The 16,226-nt window shown below is 69.0% G+C and carries 15 protein-coding genes and 2 pseudogenes; 11 read left to right on the forward strand and 6 right to left on the reverse strand.

Translation table 11 applies throughout. From position 1 onward, the window contains the following. Window positions 1-170: 170 nt before the first annotated feature. A complete protein-coding gene (gene cei, locus JHC79_RS05715) occupies window positions 171-872 on the forward strand; it encodes an envelope integrity protein Cei (protein WP_296389201.1) in 702 nt (233 codons plus the stop codon). 25 nt (window positions 873-897) lie between these two features. On the opposite strand, the gene JHC79_RS05720 is transcribed toward cei, so the two are convergent. After that, window positions 898-1,746, reverse strand: coding sequence for an inositol monophosphatase family protein (locus JHC79_RS05720; protein WP_296389202.1), 849 nt, complete (start codon window positions 1,744-1,746; stop codon window positions 898-900). 159 nt (window positions 1,747-1,905) lie between these two features. Between JHC79_RS05720 and ppgK the strand changes: the two genes are divergently transcribed. Beyond that, window positions 1,906-2,703 carry a polyphosphate--glucose phosphotransferase gene (gene ppgK, locus JHC79_RS05725; protein WP_296389203.1) on the forward strand — a complete coding sequence of 266 codons (798 nt, stop codon included), beginning with the start codon at window positions 1,906-1,908 and terminating at the stop codon, window positions 2,701-2,703. A gap of 185 nt (window positions 2,704-2,888) precedes the next feature. Then, the gene (locus JHC79_RS05730; protein ID WP_296389204.1) at window positions 2,889-4,259 is read left to right on the forward strand and encodes an RNA polymerase sigma factor; all 1,371 of its coding nucleotides are present in this window, start codon (window positions 2,889-2,891) and stop codon (window positions 4,257-4,259) included. 90 nt (window positions 4,260-4,349) lie between these two features. Here the strand turns inward: JHC79_RS05730 and JHC79_RS05735 are convergent, their stop codons facing one another. Beyond that, window positions 4,350-4,901, reverse strand: coding sequence for a hypothetical protein (locus tag JHC79_RS05735; RefSeq protein WP_296389205.1), 552 nt, complete (start codon window positions 4,899-4,901; stop codon window positions 4,350-4,352). Between the two features lie 110 nt (window positions 4,902-5,011). On the opposite strand from JHC79_RS05735, the gene JHC79_RS05740 reads away from it, so the two are divergent. Genes JHC79_RS05740 through JHC79_RS05750 form a run of 3 tightly spaced genes read left to right on the forward strand, consistent with a single transcriptional unit; the run spans window position 5,012 to window position 8,019 of the window. Then, entirely contained in the window at window positions 5,012-6,244 is a 1,233-nt protein-coding gene (locus JHC79_RS05740) for a histidine kinase (protein ID WP_296389206.1), read from the forward strand. Beyond that, window positions 6,241-6,891 (forward strand): response regulator transcription factor, encoded by a 651-nt coding sequence (locus JHC79_RS05745; protein WP_296389207.1) that lies wholly within the window; start codon window positions 6,241-6,243, stop codon window positions 6,889-6,891. The genes JHC79_RS05740 and JHC79_RS05745 overlap by 4 nt, the downstream gene beginning before the upstream one ends. 60 nt (window positions 6,892-6,951) lie before the next feature. Continuing rightward, on the forward strand, window positions 6,952-8,019 hold the full coding sequence (locus JHC79_RS05750; RefSeq protein ID WP_296389208.1) for a DUF5685 family protein: 1,068 nt from the start codon (window positions 6,952-6,954) through the stop codon (window positions 8,017-8,019). A gap of 10 nt (window positions 8,020-8,029) precedes the next feature. On the opposite strand, the gene JHC79_RS05755 is transcribed toward JHC79_RS05750, so the two are convergent. Together JHC79_RS05755 and JHC79_RS05760 are read right to left on the reverse strand one after the other, a co-directional pair. After that, complete coding sequence (locus tag JHC79_RS05755) at window positions 8,030-8,437, reverse strand: DUF952 domain-containing protein (RefSeq protein WP_296389209.1); 408 nt, start codon at window positions 8,435-8,437, stop codon at window positions 8,030-8,032. 19 nt (window positions 8,438-8,456) lie between these two features. Beyond that, the gene (locus tag JHC79_RS05760; protein WP_296389210.1) at window positions 8,457-9,404 is read right to left on the reverse strand and encodes an EamA family transporter; all 948 of its coding nucleotides are present in this window, start codon (window positions 9,402-9,404) and stop codon (window positions 8,457-8,459) included. Between the two features lie 162 nt (window positions 9,405-9,566). On the opposite strand from JHC79_RS05760, the gene JHC79_RS05765 reads away from it, so the two are divergent. Then, window positions 9,567-9,773 carry a hypothetical protein gene (locus JHC79_RS05765; protein ID WP_296389211.1) on the forward strand — a complete coding sequence of 69 codons (207 nt, stop codon included), beginning with the start codon at window positions 9,567-9,569 and terminating at the stop codon, window positions 9,771-9,773. A gap of 111 nt (window positions 9,774-9,884) precedes the next feature. Here the strand turns inward: JHC79_RS05765 and JHC79_RS05770 are convergent, their stop codons facing one another. Then, window positions 9,885-11,579, reverse strand: a complete 1,695-nt coding sequence (locus JHC79_RS05770) for a DEAD/DEAH box helicase (protein ID WP_296389212.1) — start codon at window positions 11,577-11,579, stop codon at window positions 9,885-9,887. A gap of 227 nt (window positions 11,580-11,806) precedes the next feature. Between JHC79_RS05770 and JHC79_RS05775 the strand changes: the two are divergent. Then, a pseudogene (locus tag JHC79_RS05775) lies at window positions 11,807-12,796 on the forward strand (YihY/virulence factor BrkB family protein); the annotation flags it as partial. 13 nt (window positions 12,797-12,809) lie between these two features. Here JHC79_RS05775 and JHC79_RS05780 read toward each other — a convergent pair. Next, entirely contained in the window at window positions 12,810-13,046 is a 237-nt protein-coding gene (locus JHC79_RS05780) for a DUF3039 domain-containing protein (RefSeq protein ID WP_188492352.1), read from the reverse strand. Window positions 13,047-13,129: 83 nt separating this feature from the next. On the opposite strand from JHC79_RS05780, the gene JHC79_RS05785 reads away from it, so the two are divergent. From JHC79_RS05785 to JHC79_RS05795, 3 genes and pseudogenes are all read left to right on the forward strand, one after another. Continuing rightward, on the forward strand, window positions 13,130-13,480 hold the full coding sequence (locus tag JHC79_RS05785; RefSeq protein WP_296389213.1) for a DUF3099 domain-containing protein: 351 nt from the start codon (window positions 13,130-13,132) through the stop codon (window positions 13,478-13,480). Between the two features lie 32 nt (window positions 13,481-13,512). Further along, on the forward strand, window positions 13,513-15,027 hold the full coding sequence (locus tag JHC79_RS05790) for a methyltransferase (RefSeq protein WP_296389214.1): 1,515 nt from the start codon (window positions 13,513-13,515) through the stop codon (window positions 15,025-15,027). Between the two features lie 131 nt (window positions 15,028-15,158). Then, window positions 15,159-16,226 (forward strand): annotated as a pseudogene (locus JHC79_RS05795) (sigma-70 family RNA polymerase sigma factor); the annotation flags it as partial.

Here is a 16,226-nt window from a genome sequence, read left to right on the forward strand (position 1 = left end):
GCGGGCGAAGCGTAGCGCAATGGATTCCCAGGGTCAACAGCGAGTCGCAGGGTGATCATGCGCGGTCGGCGTTTAGAGTGTGATGCGCTGCCCCGGAAGGTGCCGACACGACGTGGTCGGCCACGACGACGTCGCGGGCGCGGCCGACCCTCCGGAAGGATGTCAGACCCGTGGTTTCGCAGATCACCACCGGATTCCCCACCGACGATCACGGACGGCCGTTCCGGCGTCGCCGTTACATACCGTTCGCCATCGCGACGATCGTGCTGCTCGTCCTGGGGATCATCATCTGGGCGAGCGCGCTCGCCGACGGCGACTCGTCGTCGGTGAACACGTCCTGCAACCAGCCGCCCGCGCCGTCCGCCGCGCCCTCGGAGTCCGCGGGTGCCCCCACCTCCGCGGCAGCCGCCCCGTCGCTGACGACCGTTCCCTCGGCCGACCTGATCGACGTGGCCCCCGGGGCACTGTCCACCTTCCAGGTACGTGTGCTCAACGCGTCCGCCCAGCGGGGACAGGCACGAACGGTGCTCGACGACCTCACCTCGCAGGGGTTCACCCCCGCCACCGACACCCCGTACGCCGACGACACGATCTACGACCAGAACCTCGCGTGCGTGGGACAGATCCGATTCGGGCAGGCCAGTCGCGCCGCGGCCGCCGCCCTCTGGCTGGCCGAGCCGTGCGCCGAACTCATCGACGACGGCCGCAGCGGAGCGGTCGTCGACCTGGTGCTCGGCACCGGTTTCACCAGCAAGGAGCAGTCCCAGGACGCTCAGGCCGCACTCGAGTCGCTGCGCTCGGCCGACCCGAAGAATCCCAAGACCGGCGCGGATCCGGCCCTGGTCCGCGCGGTGCACAACTCGTCCTGCTGATCGCCGCGTCGCCCACGACGCAGGGTCAGGGCAGGGACCCGAGTGCTCCGATCCGTTCGAGCAGCGCGGTGAACTCGGTCGCGATACCGGGCGCGACCGCCATCGTCACCGCGCCGTCGGACCCACGGGTCTCCGGTCCGGGCACGCTCACCACGGCCCCGGCCTCCTCGGCGATCAGCGCCCCGGCAGCCCAGTCCCACGGGTTGAGTCCGTGTTCGAAGTGCGCGTCGACCGACCCCGACGCCACCATGCACAGGTCCAGCGCGGCGGATCCGACGCGCCGCAGATCCCGCACCTCAGGCAGCAACTCGGCGATCACCGCGCCCTGCGCACGACGTCGTTCCTCGTCGTAGCCGAACCCGGTGGCCACCAACGCCAGGGCCACCGAGGTCACATCGGTGCAGCGCAGTGGTGTCGGTCCGGACCCGTCGTCGCGGAACGCACCCGCTCCGCGTGTCGCCGAATAGGTGATGCGACGGGCCACGTCGACCACGGCGCCGGCGACAGAGACCCCGTCGACCTGCGCGCCGATCGACACCGCGTAGGCCGGGATCCCGTAGAGGAAGTTGACCGTGCCGTCGATCGGGTCGACCACCCAGCGGACTCCCTCGGGTACCTCCACCGTGCCGCCGTCCTCTTCCCCGAGGACGGTGTCCTCGGGGCGCAGACGGGTCAGCGCCGCGCGGATCAGGGTCTCGGTCTCGGTGTCGGCCACGGTGACCGGATCGGTCGGCGTGCTCTTCGTGGTGACCGACGACGACCGCGGCGGCGCCTCGGCATCGTCGAACAACTCGCCCCTGCGGACGCGGGCGTGGTCGGCGGCGGTCTCGGCGATCTCGATGGCGATGGCGGTCAGTTCCGCGGCGGATGTCACCCGGCAACCTCAACACACGGCGCACCCCGGTGTCGCCGCCACCCGGCCGACACCCCCCGGTGCGGGCGGGCCGTATCGCCGACAGCGAGCGGCGTTCCGACGGCATGACTAGCCTTGAGCGCGTACCGGAGTCGGACGATCGCATGGAGGACACACGTCATGTCGCAAGCCGCCAGCCCGGGTGCGGACGCACCCATCACCGACACGCTCGGCCGCGCCTTCGGCGTGGACGTCGGCGGGTCCGGCATCAAGGGCGGCATCGTCGATCTCGACACCGGCGAACTCGTCGGTGACCGGTTCAAGGTGCTGACCCCCCAGCCCTCCACGCCGGCTGCGGTCGCCGCGGGCATCAAGGAGGTCGTGGACCACTTCTCCTGGGACGGCCCGGTCGGCGTCACCCTGCCCAGCGTCGTCTCCGGGGGCGTGGTCAAGACGGCCGCGAACATCGACAAGGGATGGATCGGGAGCGATCCCTACGCCCTGTTGGCAGGCGTTCTCGGCGACCGTCCGCTCGCGGTCCTCAACGACGCCGACGCGGCCGGCATGGCCGAGGACGCGTACGGCGCCGGACGCGACGCCAAGGGCATGGTCATGTTGCTGACCTTCGGCACCGGCATCGGTTCGGCGATCCTGTTCCACGGCAAGCTGCTGCCCAACACCGAGCTCGGACACATGGAGGTCGGCGGCAAGGAGGCCGAGCACCAGGCGTCGTCGAAGATCAAGGAGGACAACGACTGGTCCTACGAGAAATGGGCGGGGCACGTGTCGAACGTGCTGACGGCCTACGAGAACCTCTTCTGGCCCGATCTGTTCATCGCCGGCGGCGGCATCAGCCGCAAGGCCCACAAGTGGATCCCGCACCTCACCAACCGCACCCCGGTGGTCCCGGCCACGCTGCAGAACACGGCTGGGATCGTCGGTGCCGCGATGGCCGTCGGCGCCCGTCTGAGGGTCTGACCCGGCCCCGATCGGCGCAGGTCCGGGGCGTCAGCCGGTGTCGGTGGGCGTGGTGTGGAGACCGAGCGGCCCAGGAATCGTTACAATGTGTCAGTCGGCACCAGTTACCGGCCCTCAAGTCCCCGCTCCACCGAGGTGATCGCTCGGTGTGAAGCCACATGTTTGAAGTCTGTGAAAGGTCGTACGTGGCAGCCACCAAAACTCGCCAGGAAACCGAGAGCGAGTCACAGGACGTGACCGCATCGGCGCCGGCGAAGAAGACCTCGGCCCGCAAGGTCGCCGCCAAGAAGGCACCCGCGAAGAAGGCCCCGGCCAAGAAGGCCGCGCGTAAGGCCGTCGCGAAGAAGGCGCCCGCCAAGGCCGCCGACGGTTCGGCACCCGACGAGGCCACCGCCGAGACCATCGACGACATCGACGCGCCCGAGGGCGAGATCGATGCCGAAGAGATCGTCGTGGACGACGTCGAGGTCGATGACGACGACGACACCACGACCGCCAAGGTGAAGCCGGCCGCGAAGGCCGACGCCGAGGAGATCGAAGAGCCCACCGAGGAAGACAAGAAGTCCGGCGACTTCGTCTGGGACGAGGACGAGTCCGAGGCGCTGCGCCAGGCCCGTAAGGACGCGGAGCTCACCGCATCGGCGGACTCGGTCCGCGCCTACCTCAAGCAGATCGGCAAGGTCGCCCTCCTCAACGCCGAGGAGGAGGTCGAGCTCGCCAAGCGCATCGAGGCCGGACTCTTCGCCACCGAGCGGATGCGTCGCATCGCCGACGCCGGTGAGAAGCTGACCGTCGCGCAGCGTCGCGACCTGAGCTGGATCTCCCGGGACGGCAACCGCGCCAAGAACCACCTGCTCGAGGCCAACCTGCGCCTCGTCGTGTCGCTGGCCAAGCGCTACACCGGTCGCGGCATGGCATTTCTGGACCTCATCCAGGAGGGCAACCTCGGTCTGATCCGCGCGGTCGAGAAGTTCGACTACACCAAGGGCTACAAGTTCTCCACGTACGCCACCTGGTGGATCCGTCAGGCCATCACGCGCGCCATGGCCGACCAGGCCCGCACCATCCGCATCCCGGTGCACATGGTCGAGGTCATCAACAAGCTCGGCCGCATCCAGCGCGAGCTCCTCCAGGATCTGGGCCGCGAGCCCACACCGGAGGAGCTGGCCAAGGAGATGGACATCACGCCGGAGAAGGTGCTGGAGATCCAGCAGTACGCGCGTGAACCGATCTCGCTCGACCAGACCATCGGCGACGAGGGCGACAGCCAGCTCGGTGACTTCATCGAGGACTCCGAGGCAGTCGTGGCCGTCGACGCCGTGTCGTTCACCCTGCTGCAGGATCAGCTGCAATCGGTGCTCGAGACGCTGTCCGAGCGTGAGGCGGGCGTGGTGCGTCTGCGCTTCGGTCTCACCGACGGTCAGCCGCGCACCCTCGACGAGATCGGCCAGGTCTACGGCGTGACGCGTGAACGCATCCGTCAGATCGAGTCGAAGACGATGTCGAAGCTGCGCCACCCGTCGCGCTCGCAGGTACTGCGCGACTACCTCGACTAGTCCCACCCGCTCACACGACTGCGCCGCCCCGGAGATCCTCCGGGGCGGCGCAGTCGTCGGTCGAAGGGTCGGTGGTGTGTTCGCTCACGCTTATGAGCGGATCCTGCTCCCCTGGTCGAACAGTGCCCACGCGGGGCCGGTCGCGAACCAGATCGCGGTGATGATCCCCACCAGCGGGAAGATGCCGTACAGGTCGTGCGCCTGCTGGTCGTCGGCGACCGTGAGAGCCAGACCCAGGACAGCGACGCCGGCGACACCAGCGGCCAGCAACCACCGCGCGAAGCCGATGAACTCGTGGTGGACGGCCTCCGGCCCGTGTTTCGGACGCGGCGTGGGCGCCGGTCCGTCGAAGAACCAGTGCGCGCACCGCACATCGGCCCACCGGATCATCGAGTGTCCGAACGCGACCGTCACCCCGAGGTAGATGCCCGCGATCCGGTGGATCTGCTCCACCGGGGCGCCGGAATGCAGGTCGAGGGCCACCGCCACGAGGAGCACCAGATCGACCACGGGCACCGTGCGCAGGATGAGCGTCGACGCGCGGGGAGCCCGCAGGCCGTAGCGCACCGCGAGTCCGGCGAACACGACCACCCAGAAGCCGATCTCACAACCGATGATGACGAGGAGCACGGGGGATTCCATGTCCCCCAGCCTGCTGGGCATGCCCGTCGTGCACATCGGCCGCACGCACGAGATCACCGGGGCACCGTCATCACTTCGGACGATTCGCCCGCCGTGTCGCACGTGGTGTGATGGTCGTCCCGAACGAGGAGGAGGCGGCGGCGATGTGGAGTCGGGTGGCCGAACGGCCGCGTCTGCGTGACGTCCTCGTGTGCCTGGCGTTCCTCGCGCTCGGCCTCGTCCTCTACGCCGCGGATCTGACCGTCATCGGGGGCAACTCCGGGTCACCGTTCGATCTGCCACGCTGGGTCGCGCTGATCACCCTGGTGACCGCGTGCGCCGTCCAGTCGCTGCGATCCACCGCACCCGGGGTGTCCTTCGCCCTGTGCCTCGCCGTTGTCGCGGTCGATGTCGTTCTCGCACAGTCGATATCGGTCTGGCTGGTGCTGTCCGACATCGCCTACGCCGTCGCGCTCTACGCCGGCCGCCGCACCGTGCACGTGATGTACGCGACGGTCGGGGCCATCACGGTGCTCGCGGTCGCGTCGGTACTCGCCGTAGACGGCAGCTGGCGTTCGGTTCTGCTGATCCTGCTCTGGTTGCTGGCGCTGGTCATCTCCCCCATCGGGTACGGACGCGCCATCGCCGAGCACCGGCTGGCCGCGCGGAGCGAGCGTGAACGGTCGCTGGCCGTCGCACAGCTGGCCGCGCGTGACCGTGCCGACGCCGTGGCCGATGAACGCCGCCGTCTGGCCCGCGATCTACACGACATCGTCGCCGGACACCTGTCCGGCATCGCGTTGCAGTCGGCCGCCGCGCTGCGCGCCGGGCCCGGCGCGCCCATCACCGCCGAGGTGCTGGCCTCGGTGCGCAGCAACAGCGTGGAGGCGTTGGGTGAGATGCGCACCATGATCGAGGTTCTCGGAGGCCTCGACACCGAGGCCGGGCCCGACGACCACCAGGAGCAGAGCCGCCGGACGGCATCCCTGCGTCGCCTCGACCGCCTCGTGACCACGGCGCGCACGGCGGGTTCACCGGTGACCGTGACCGGGGAGGTGCCTACCGAGATCCCGCCGTCCACCGACGTCTGCGCCTACCGGATCGTGGCCGAGGCGCTCACGAACGCGGCCAGACACGCTCCCGCACAGCCCATCTCGATCACCCTGGGCGCCACCGACACCGATCTGACCGTGACGGTGCGCAACCCGCTGGCCGGCGATGGCCACCCGCTCTGCGACGTGCGACCGTCGCACGGGTTGGTGAACATGGCGCTGCGGGCCGAGTCCGTGGGCGGGCGCTGCTCGGGCGCGGTGCACGGAGAGCACTGGGTCGTCGATGCCTCGCTCCCCCTGGCGGCGCGGTGAGCATCACCGTGGTGATCGCCGACGATCACGCCGCCATCCGTTCCGGCCTGGCGCTGCTGCTCGGTCAGATCGACGACATCGCCGTCATCGGCCAGGCGCGCGACGGGGACGAGGCGATCGAGATCGTGCACCGATTGCACCCGGACATCCTGCTGATGGACATCCGGATGCCCGGCACCGACGGCATCGCCGCGACCGCGGCGATCACCCGTGCAGACGCAGCCGCCGTACTCGTCCTCACCTCGTTCGACATCGACGACAACGTGTTCGACGCCCTCCGCGCCGGGGCGAGCGGGTTCCTGCTCAAGACCGCGGAGACCGAGGACATCATCGACGCCATCCGTGCCGTCGCCCGTGGGGACGCAGTGCTCGCGCCCGCGGTGACGCGGCGCGTCATCGCCAGGGCGACCGCAGCGGCCACCTCCGATTCGGCGACACCGGACCGACCGGGAGTCGACCTGTCGGTACTCACCGACCGGGAACTGGGCGTACTCGAGTGTCTGGGCCACGGCCTGTCGAACGCCGAGATCGCCCGGGAGCTGTTCATCTCCCAGACGACGGTGAAGACGCATGTGTCGCACATCCTGACCAAGCTCGATCTGCAGTCCAGGGTGCAGGCGGCGATCCTCGCCCGGGGATCCCGGTGAACACCGCCCGTCCTGAACATGTGCACGGCACGGACAGACGAGCTGTGATCCAATCACTCGGTGCTGGGACTTCTCCGACCGTGCCTGCGCGGGTCCGACCCCGAGGTGACCGAGCTGTGGCGCGCCCACATGTGCGGCGTCTGCGTCACCTTGCGCGACCGACATGGGCAGTGGGCCCGGGCGACCCTCAACACCGACGCCATCGCGGCATCGGTGCTCCTCGAGGCGCAGCAACCGATCTCCGATCGCCGAAACCGGGCCGGCCGCTGTGCTTTTCGCGGGATGCGGCCGGCCCAGGTCGTCGGGGTGGACTCGCTCAGCGTCCGCCTCGGGGCGACCACGTCGCTCGCGCTCGCTGCGGCCAAGGCCGCCGATGAGGTCGGCGAATCCGCAGCGAACCTGTCCGGGCACACGCGGATGCGGGCATCGGTCGCGAGAGGCGTCGCCGGACCACTCCGTCGACACGCAGGTCGTGACGAGACCGTCGGCGCAGCACTCGACACCACGCTGATCGTCGATCGCATCGCCGGGCAGGCGTCGATCGAACAACGATCGGTCGAGCTCGACGAGATCGTTGCGGAAACCGAACGTGCGTGTGCCGACGTGTTCGCCGCGACCGCCGAACTCGCGGGCCGACCCGACAATCGCGCACGATTGGCAGTCATCGGTGCCGCGTTCGGGCGATGTGGCCACCTCGTCGACGCCGTTGCGGATCTCTCCTCCGATCGCGCCACCGGCGCCTACAACCTCATCGACGCGACGGGGGTGTCGATCGACGAGCTACGACATGAGTGTCGGCGCCTCCATCGGGTCATCACCGAGGAGGTCGCCCGGCTGTGGCTGCGCGACGACCGCCTCGTGCGCGCGATGTTGATAGGTGGCCTCCGGCACTCGATCTCCGATGCTTTCGCGGACGTGACGCCGTCTGCCGGTGAGCGACGCCCGCGAGACGAGAAGCGAGTGCTTGTCGCGCTCGGGGCGGCGATGTGTGCACTCGCTCCGCGGCAATCCGCGGCCGACGGGTCCGAGGACGGGTGGTGCAAGAGTTTCGTCAAGGACTGCTGCGGGGACTGCTGTTGCGACTGTTCGGACTGCTGTGATTGCGCCGACTGCTGCGACTGCAGCTGAGGTATCGGCCTCAGTCGAGGGTCGTGCGAGGCGCGAAGGTTCCGTCCGGGCCGGGAAGGAAATCGTGTACCCGGGCCACCGCGGTGACCGGGAGCGGGCCGTAGAGGTGCGGGAACTGCATACCGTCGGGGTGCGGTGGATCGCCGTCCTCCCAGACGATGTCGGCGGGCACCCGCGCCGGATCGATCTCCAGCAGGACCAGATCCGTACGGTCCCGGTAGATCGCGTTGGCGGGGATGTGCACCTGCTCGAGCGCCGACAGGTGGATGAAGCCCACCTCATCGAGTGACTCGGGCGCCAGCCGCCCGTACGCGTGCGCACGGACCCAGTCCGGCTTGGCGCACAGATGCACGAGCGGCGACGGGTGCGCCTGCGACGAGGGGGACGCGGAGGAGGGAGATCGAGTCGAATCGGTCATCGCTGTCCACGGTGCCACATCACCCGGGCACCGCGGGCGCAGAACCCACCTCGTCGGCACGATCGGTGCCCGCGGACAGGGTGATCGCGACGATCACCAGGGCGATTCCGACGAGTTCGGTGATCGTGGGGACCTGCGCCAGCACGACCGCGCCGACGAGCACCGCGGTCGCGGGCAGCAGCGCCAGCATGAGCGCGAACCGCCCCCGCCCGATCCGGGTGAGCACCACCTGGTCCAGCACGTAGGGAATCACGCTCGACAGCACGCCGACGGCCGCGACCGCGGCCACCACACCTACCGACAGCCCGACCGATCCTGTGATCTCGCTCACGCCGAGGACGACGGGCGCGCTCAGCAGACCGGCGACCGCGAGCCCGACGCCGAGGTCTTCCACGCCGGTCCGCCACCGTCTCGGACCGCCCTGCTCGGTCGCCGTCGCGCCCGACACCCGCGCTCCGAGAACGATGTACCCCGCCCACAGGACGCCCGCGAGGATCGCGAACGACAGACCGAACACCGACCCGCTCGGTGACGCCCCGCTGGCCAGGACGACACCGGCCACCACCGCGACGATGGCCGCGACGCCGCGTGGCCCTCGGGTCGACACGGCGGCGACGGCGGTCGGTCCGATGAACTCGATGGCGACCGCCACCCCCAGGTCGATGTCGGAAATGGCCAGGTAGAACGCGACGTTCATCCCGGTGGTGACCAGACCGAACATCGTCGCGCGCAGCAGACGTCGTCGGTCACGCACCACCCAGACCGGTCGCGTGATCGCGACCAGCACGATTCCCCCGGTGACCGTGCGCAGCCACGCGATCACCGCGGGGTCGGTGTGGTCGAACAGGGGCACCGCGATGCCCGCACCGAGGTATTGACACACCGCACTGACGACGAACAGCACCCAGACGAATCGAACCGGATCGCCGGACGGACGCCTGCTCGAGCGAGACGTGAGCGCTCTCACCGCCGCCTCCCACCACGTGTTACGGGTGCATGACGAGACAAGTCCCCGGGCGCGGGAACAATACGGGGACGCGAATCGTCTGAGAGAGTGAGAGAAGCCCACCATTCCTGGTGGGTCAGCTCGCGAAGGGAAGCGTTCGCGCTCGCCCGGGACGGAGGAACCATGTCAGATGTCATCACCACCACCTCGATCTCCATGCCCCTCACCGCTGCCGACCGTTGTGACCGTTGCGGGGCAGCAGCACGCGTACGCGCCGAACTCCCCGCGGGAGGCGAACTGCTGTTCTGCCGCCATCACTACAACGAGCACGAGGCGCGCCTGGCGGACCTCGGTGCCACAGTGACCCGTTCCGAAGAAGAACTGGTCTGACCTCATAGCCACTGACCTCCGGTGTCCCCCACGGGTGCCGGAGGTCAGTGCTATCCGGACCGATGCGGTTCGTCGCGTGCCGGTCGGTGCCGGCGACGCAGAGATCTCGCGTCACTTCCACTGACGAAGCGCACTGATGCGTTCCTTGAGCTGATCCACGGTGGCCATCGCCGTCGGCGGCCCACCGAGTCGTGACCGCAACTCGTTGTGCACCAGACCGTGGGGTTTGCCGGTCCGATGATGATGCATGGCGACCAGACCGTTCAGTTCCCGGCGCAGCGCCGCCAGCTGCGGACCCGTGCCCACGTCGGGTCGGGGCGTCGGCGCCACGGGTTCCGCCGATCGAGCCGCGACCTGCTCGGTCTGACGCTTGCGCAACAGATCCCGGACCTGGTCGGCGTCGAGCAGACCGGGTAGACCCAGATAGTCCGACTCCTCGTCGCTGCCCGCGAACGTGGCGGTGCCGAACGAGGAACCGTCGTAGATGACCTGATCGAGTTCGGCGTCGGCGTGGAGCGAGATGAACGCCGGCTCGTCGTCACCCGGCTCGTCGGCGACCTTGTTGGCCTCGGCGAGCAGCTTGTCGTCGAAGCCCTCCTCCTCGCGGTGCGGCTTGCCCAGCACATGGTCGCGCTGCGCCTCGAGTTCGCTGGCCAGGCGCAACAGCACCGGCACCGACGGCAGGAACACGCTCGCCGTCTCCCCCGGTCGCCGCGAGCGTACGAATCGGCCGATGGCCTGCGCGAAATACAGGGGGGTCGAGGCGGAGGTGGCGTAGACCCCCACGGCCAGACGCGGCACGTCGACTCCCTCGGAGACCATGCGGACCGCGACCATCCATCGGTCGTCGGACGCGCCGAACTCGTCGATCCGCGACGACGAACTCGGATCGTCGGACAACACCAGCGTCACCGGTGACCCGGAGATCTCCTCGAGCAGTTCGGCGTAGTCGCGGGCGGTCTTCTGGTCGGTGGCGATCACCAGCCCGCCGGCATCGGGCACGCCACCGGCCCGCAACTGACCGAGGCGGGTGTTGGCGGCGGTGAGCACGGCCGGGATCCAGTCGCCGTGGGGATCGAGAGCGGTGCGCCAGGCACGGGCGGTGTGCTCGGCCGACAACGGCTCGCCGAGACGCGCGGAGAACTCCTCACCGGCGTTGCTCCGCCAGCTCGCCTGTCCCGAGTAGGCCAGGAAGACCACGGGGCGCACCACACCGTCGGCAAGGGCGTCGGCGTAGCCGTAGCTGTGGTCGGGCTTCGAGCGCAGCGCGCCGTCGCCGTCGGGTTCATAGGTGACGAACGGGATCTGTGAGTCGTCGGAGCGGAACGGTGTCCCGGTGAGCGCGACCCGACGCGTCGCGTCGGAGAACGCCTCGGCGATCCCGTCGCCCCAGCTCTTGGCGTCACCGCCGTGGTGGATCTCGTCCATGATCACGAGGGTCTTGCGGTTCTCGGTGCGTACGCGGTGCCGGAAGGGATGGGCGGCGACCTGGGCGTAGGTGACCACGACACCGTCGTAGTCGGCGCTGGTGGCGCCCGCGGAGTTGCTGAACCGGGCGTCGAGCGCGATGCCGACCCGCGCCGCGGCCTGCGCCCACTGGTACTTGAGGTGCTCGGTGGGTGCGACCACCGTGATCTGCTCGACGGTGCGGTCGCCGATGAGCTCACTGGCGATCCGCAGACCGAAGGTGGTCTTGCCTGCGCCCGGCGTCGCGACGGCCAGGAAGTCCCGTGGCGCGGTGGCCAGGTACTTCGTCAGAGCGCGGCGTTGCCATGTCCGGAGCGACGCGGACGCGCCCGGAACCATAACCTCGGAAATCGACAACTCCTCGACGTACAGCGGCTGGTGACACCGTGAAACGGCCGCTTCGACGGCGCGCGGGTCGAGGATTATCGTACCCCGCCGCGGCGACGTCCCACCGACACGCGAACGGCCCGGGTCGCCCATCCGCGGACACGATCGGGGATGCTGATGACATCGATGCCACCGGCGATGTTGACGAGACGGGTCCTGGGCGCTCCGCGTCCCGGAGCGGTCCGCCCGTGGTGCGAAGCCTGCCCCGATTGTTCTGGCGCACCATCGTCAAGGCCTGGGACGACTCGATTTTCGGCATGTCGGCGCAGGCCGCCTTCTGGCAGACGCTGTCCCTGCCGCCCCTGCTGCTGGGGCTGCTCGGCAGTCTGGGCTATGTCGGCGGGTGGTTCGGCCCCGACACGCTCGAGACGATCCGCAGCGGCATCGTCGAGTTCGCGGGCGGGGTGTTCAGCGACAACGTCGTCGACGAGATCATCACGCCGACGGTCAACGACGTCCTCGCGCGCGGACGCGGCGAGCTGATCTCGCTGGGATTCGTACTGTCGCTGTGGTCGGGGTCCTCGGCGATGTCGAGCTTCGTCGACTCGATCAACAAGGCCCATGATCAGCATGACGTGCGAAACGCGGTGTGGCAGCGGGTGTTCGCGCTCAACCTCTACGTCGTGTTCCTGGTCGTGTCGATCTTCATGCTCCCGCTGGTGGCGCTGGGACCGACCTACATCAACGAGATCATCCCGGACGCGTGGCACCCGGTGAGCACGAACCTGATCGACTTCGGCTACTACCCCGCCGTGGGCGTCCTGCTGATCGTCGCGCTGACCACGCTCTACCGGATCTCACTGCCCAAGCCACTGCCCTGGCACCGACTGGTCGCCGGTGCGGTGCTGGCCGCGGTGGTGTTCTGGGGCGCCAGCGCCGCGCTGCGCGTCTACCTCGGCACGATCACCAAGACGGGGTACTCCTACGGGGCGCTCGCCACACCCATCGCGTTCCTGCTGTTCACGTTCTTCCTGGGTTTCGCCATCGTGATCGGCGCACAGTTCAACGCCGCGATCCAGGCCACCTGGCCCACCCTCGCACCGACCCACGTCGAGCAGGTCAAGGACTGGGTGTCCCAGCAGACCACCGACCTCACCGATCAGTTGAAGTCGATGCCCAAGCGGATGCAGACCGGACCCATCCGCAAGCAGACGCGCCCGCCGCGGTGATCCGCTGCCGGACTCACTCGTCCTTCTTCATCTTCTCGTAGATCTTCTTGCACTTGGGGCACACCGGGGAGCCCGGTTTGGGCGAACGGGTCACCGGGAAGACCTCACCGCAGAGCGCCACCACGTGGCTGCCCATGACCGCACTCTCGGCGATCTTGTGCTTCTTGACGTAGTGGAAGAACTTCGGTGTGTCGTCGTCGGTGGTCTCATCGGTGTCGACGTCGGGGCGCTCGATCGTCTGGGTGTCCATGGCAGACATTGTGCCCGATGTCTCAGGGTCTCCACACGTTCATCTGAGCTGCACCGATGCATTACTGAACAGAAAGTGCAACAGTGGAGGACGTGGCACATGAAGAGGCACGTGAAGCGATTCTCATCACCCAGGCGCAGGTGTCCCAGGACGCCCAGCACAAGGCCCGGGTGCGTCGATACCTGACGCTCATGGCCTTCCGCGTTCCAGCCCTCGTCATCGCCGGCATCGTCTACGGCGCCACCGGCTCAGGACTGCTCGCGCTGGCGGTGATCGCCCTGTCGATCCCGATCCCGTGGGTGGCGGTCCTGATCGCCAATGACCGCCCGCCCCGCGAGAAGGGCGAGATCCCCCGATACAAGTGGTCCGGCGAGGCCAACCCTCCCGCGGTCGAGGCGACCCATTTCCGTCAGCTCAAGGGTCACGACAACTGATCTCGGCGCCGCACGTGGCACCCTGATCACCCATGACCTCGCCACCGATCACCCCGGTCGATGACCTGTACACCATCGCCCCACGCCTCCGAGAGGCGTTCGAGGCGCATCGCTACGACGCCGACGGGGTGCTCGACCTGCTCGGGGTCGACGCCCACGCCGCGCTCGGACGGGCCGAACCGGTCCCGGTCCGGCGGGCCTGCCGCGACGCCGGCGAACTCGGCACCCTGATCCGGCTGCTGCTGCTCGACGACGCGTGTCCGCGGTCGGAGGTGGCCGCGGCTCTCGGCCCGGTCGAGGTGGACGCGGCCGTCGCGGTCGGTCTGCTGCACACCGACGGCGACGATGTCCGCGCGGCGATCGACGTCCGTCCCCTCGACTCCGGTCACGGCACCCGCTGGCTGTTCTCCGACCTCGACGGCGCGATGCGGCCGACGACGATCACCCCCGATCACGTCCTCGGCGTCGGGCAGGCGTCACTGTCGCTGCTACGGGCCACGGTCGAGCCGGCCGGACGCGTCCTCGACCTGGGAACCGGATGCGGCGTGCAGGCGGTGCACGCGTTGTCGTCGGCCGACCACGTCACCGCCACCGACATCACCGCGCGGTCGCTGGCCATGACCCGCGCGGGACTGGCCGTCAACGACATCGCTCCGGACCGGTACGACCTGCGGACCGGACCCTGGTTCTCCCCCGTCGGATCGCAGAGGTTCGACCGGATCGTGGCGAACCCGCCGTTCGTGGTGGGACCACCGACCGTGACCCACAGTTATCGCGACTCGGGGCTGGACCTCGACGGTGCCAGTGAACTCGTGGTGTCCGGAGCCGCCGATCACCTCACCGACGGTGGGACCGCGTGCATGCTCGCCTCCTGGGTGATCACCGGCGACGACTGGCGCGACCGGGTCGCGTTGTGGATCCCCGATCACGGCGTCGACGCATGGGTGGTGCAGCGCGATGTCGCCGACCCGGCGCTCTACGTCGGGACGTGGCTGCGGGACGCCGGATACGACCCGCGGTCGGGCGCCGGGGCCGCACTCGCCGACGACTGGCTGGCGCATTTCGAGCGTTCCGGGGTCGAGGGCATCGGTTTCGGTTTCGTGTTCCTGCGCTCCACCGGCGAGCCCACCGATCTGATGGCCGAGGAACTCTCGCACGCGATCGACGACCCACTCGGTCCCGAGGCATCGGACTATCTCGACCGGGTCGCCTGGCTGCGCACGGCGGACCTGCAGACGTCCCGGTTCTCTTCCGCGGACGGTATTGCGTTGGAACAGGTCTCGACCCTGTCCGCGGGATCGGCCGCCGACGGGGTCGGATGGGGTGAGGTCGTCGCACGCCTGCACCGCACCGACGGCCCGCGCTGGACCCACGAGATCGACTCGTGGGGCCGCTCGTTGGTGGCCGGCCTGCGGGCCGACGGACTGCCCCTCGAGGACGTGGCGACACTGCTGGCCGCGGCGACCGGCGAGGAACCCCCACCCGGCGCCATCGAGGGGTTCGTGTCGGCCCTGGTCCGCCACGGCCTGCTGCTCCCTGCACCCTGAGGTCCGGCCGGCACCCCATCGGCAGGTGTGACGGGCGTCTCCCGGGTTCCCGATATCGGGATGTCTCACGGGTTCTCAGCATCTTCTCAGAACGGAGAACGCATCGGCGCAGGTCAGCCGGGGTGGGGCGAGAACGGGCGGGGGAACTATTCGCGGTCGGCGAACCGTTGGACCCTATGAAGACACACGCTCGCGAGGAGGCCGATATGACCATCACCACCGCCACCACGACAAGGCCCGCAGACACCGTGCGGCCGCAGATGACCGATGCGGATCTCGATGCCCAGAGCCCGGCTGCAGACCTCGTCCGGGTGTACCTCAACGGGATCGGTCGCACCGCTCTCCTCAACGCCGAGCAGGAGGTCGAACTCGCGAAGGCGATCGAGGTCGGCCTGTACGCCAAGCACGTGTTGGCCACGAAGAAGCGGCTGTCGCCGACGAAGAAGCGCGATCTGGCGCAGCTCGTCCGCGAGGGCGAGTCGGCGCGGTCGCATCTGCTGGAGGCCAACCTCCGACTCGTCGTGTCGCTGGCCAAGCGCTACACCGGCCGCGGGATGCCGTTGCTCGACCTCATCCAGGAGGGCAACCTCGGTCTGATCCGCGCGATGGAGAAGTTCGACTACGCCAAGGGTTTCAAGTTCTCGACCTACGCCACCTGGTGGATCCGTCAGGCGATCACCCGCGGCATGGCCGACCAGAGCCGCACCATCCGTCTCCCCGTCCACCTCGTGGAGCAGGTCAACAAGCTCGCCCGCATCAAGCGTGAGCTGCACCAGCAGCTCGGCCGTGAGGCGACCGACGACGAGCTCGCCGCCGAATCGGGCATCCCGGCGGAGAAGATCGCCGATCTCCTCGACCACAGCCGCGACCCTGTGAGCCTGGACATGCCGGTGGGCAGCGACGAGGAGGCGCCCCTGGGCGACTTCATCGAGGACGCCGAGGCCACCTCGGCCGAGAGCGCCGTCATCGCCGGTCTGCTCCACACCGACGTCCGCAGCGTGCTGTCGACCCTCGACGAGCGTGAGCAGCAGGTCATCCGCCTGCGCTTCGGCCTCGACGACGGTCAGCCGCGCACCCTCGACCAGATCGGCCGGCTCTTCGGGTTGTCCCGTGAGCGTGTCCGTCAGATCGAGCGTGAGGTGATGGCCAAGCTGCGCCAGGGCGACCGCGCCGAGCGGTTGCGCGCCTACGCCAGCTGA

It is taken from the genome of Williamsia sp. (assembly GCF_016462415.1).
GTDB lineage: Bacteria > Actinomycetota > Actinomycetes > Mycobacteriales > Mycobacteriaceae > Williamsia_A.

Excerpts from the sequence above, each read along its gene's own strand:
- ppgK (WP_296389203.1), top strand. The coding sequence starts at position 1,906 with ATGTCGCAAGCCGCCAGCCCGGGTGCGGACGCACCCATCACCGACACG.
- JHC79_RS05735 (WP_296389205.1), bottom strand. The coding sequence starts at position 4,901 with ATGGAATCCCCCGTGCTCCTCGTCATCATCGGTTGTGAGATCGGCTTC.
- JHC79_RS05740 (WP_296389206.1), top strand. The coding sequence starts at position 5,012 with ATGGTCGTCCCGAACGAGGAGGAGGCGGCGGCGATGTGGAGTCGGGTG.
- JHC79_RS05755 (WP_296389209.1), bottom strand. The coding sequence starts at position 8,437 with ATGACCGATTCGACTCGATCTCCCTCCTCCGCGTCCCCCTCGTCGCAG.
- JHC79_RS05765 (WP_296389211.1), top strand. The coding sequence starts at position 9,567 with ATGTCAGATGTCATCACCACCACCTCGATCTCCATGCCCCTCACCGCT.
- JHC79_RS05770 (WP_296389212.1), bottom strand. The coding sequence starts at position 11,579 with ATGGTTCCGGGCGCGTCCGCGTCGCTCCGGACATGGCAACGCCGCGCT.
- JHC79_RS05780 (WP_188492352.1), bottom strand. The coding sequence starts at position 13,046 with ATGGACACCCAGACGATCGAGCGCCCCGACGTCGACACCGATGAGACC.
- JHC79_RS05790 (WP_296389214.1), top strand. The coding sequence starts at position 13,513 with ATGACCTCGCCACCGATCACCCCGGTCGATGACCTGTACACCATCGCC.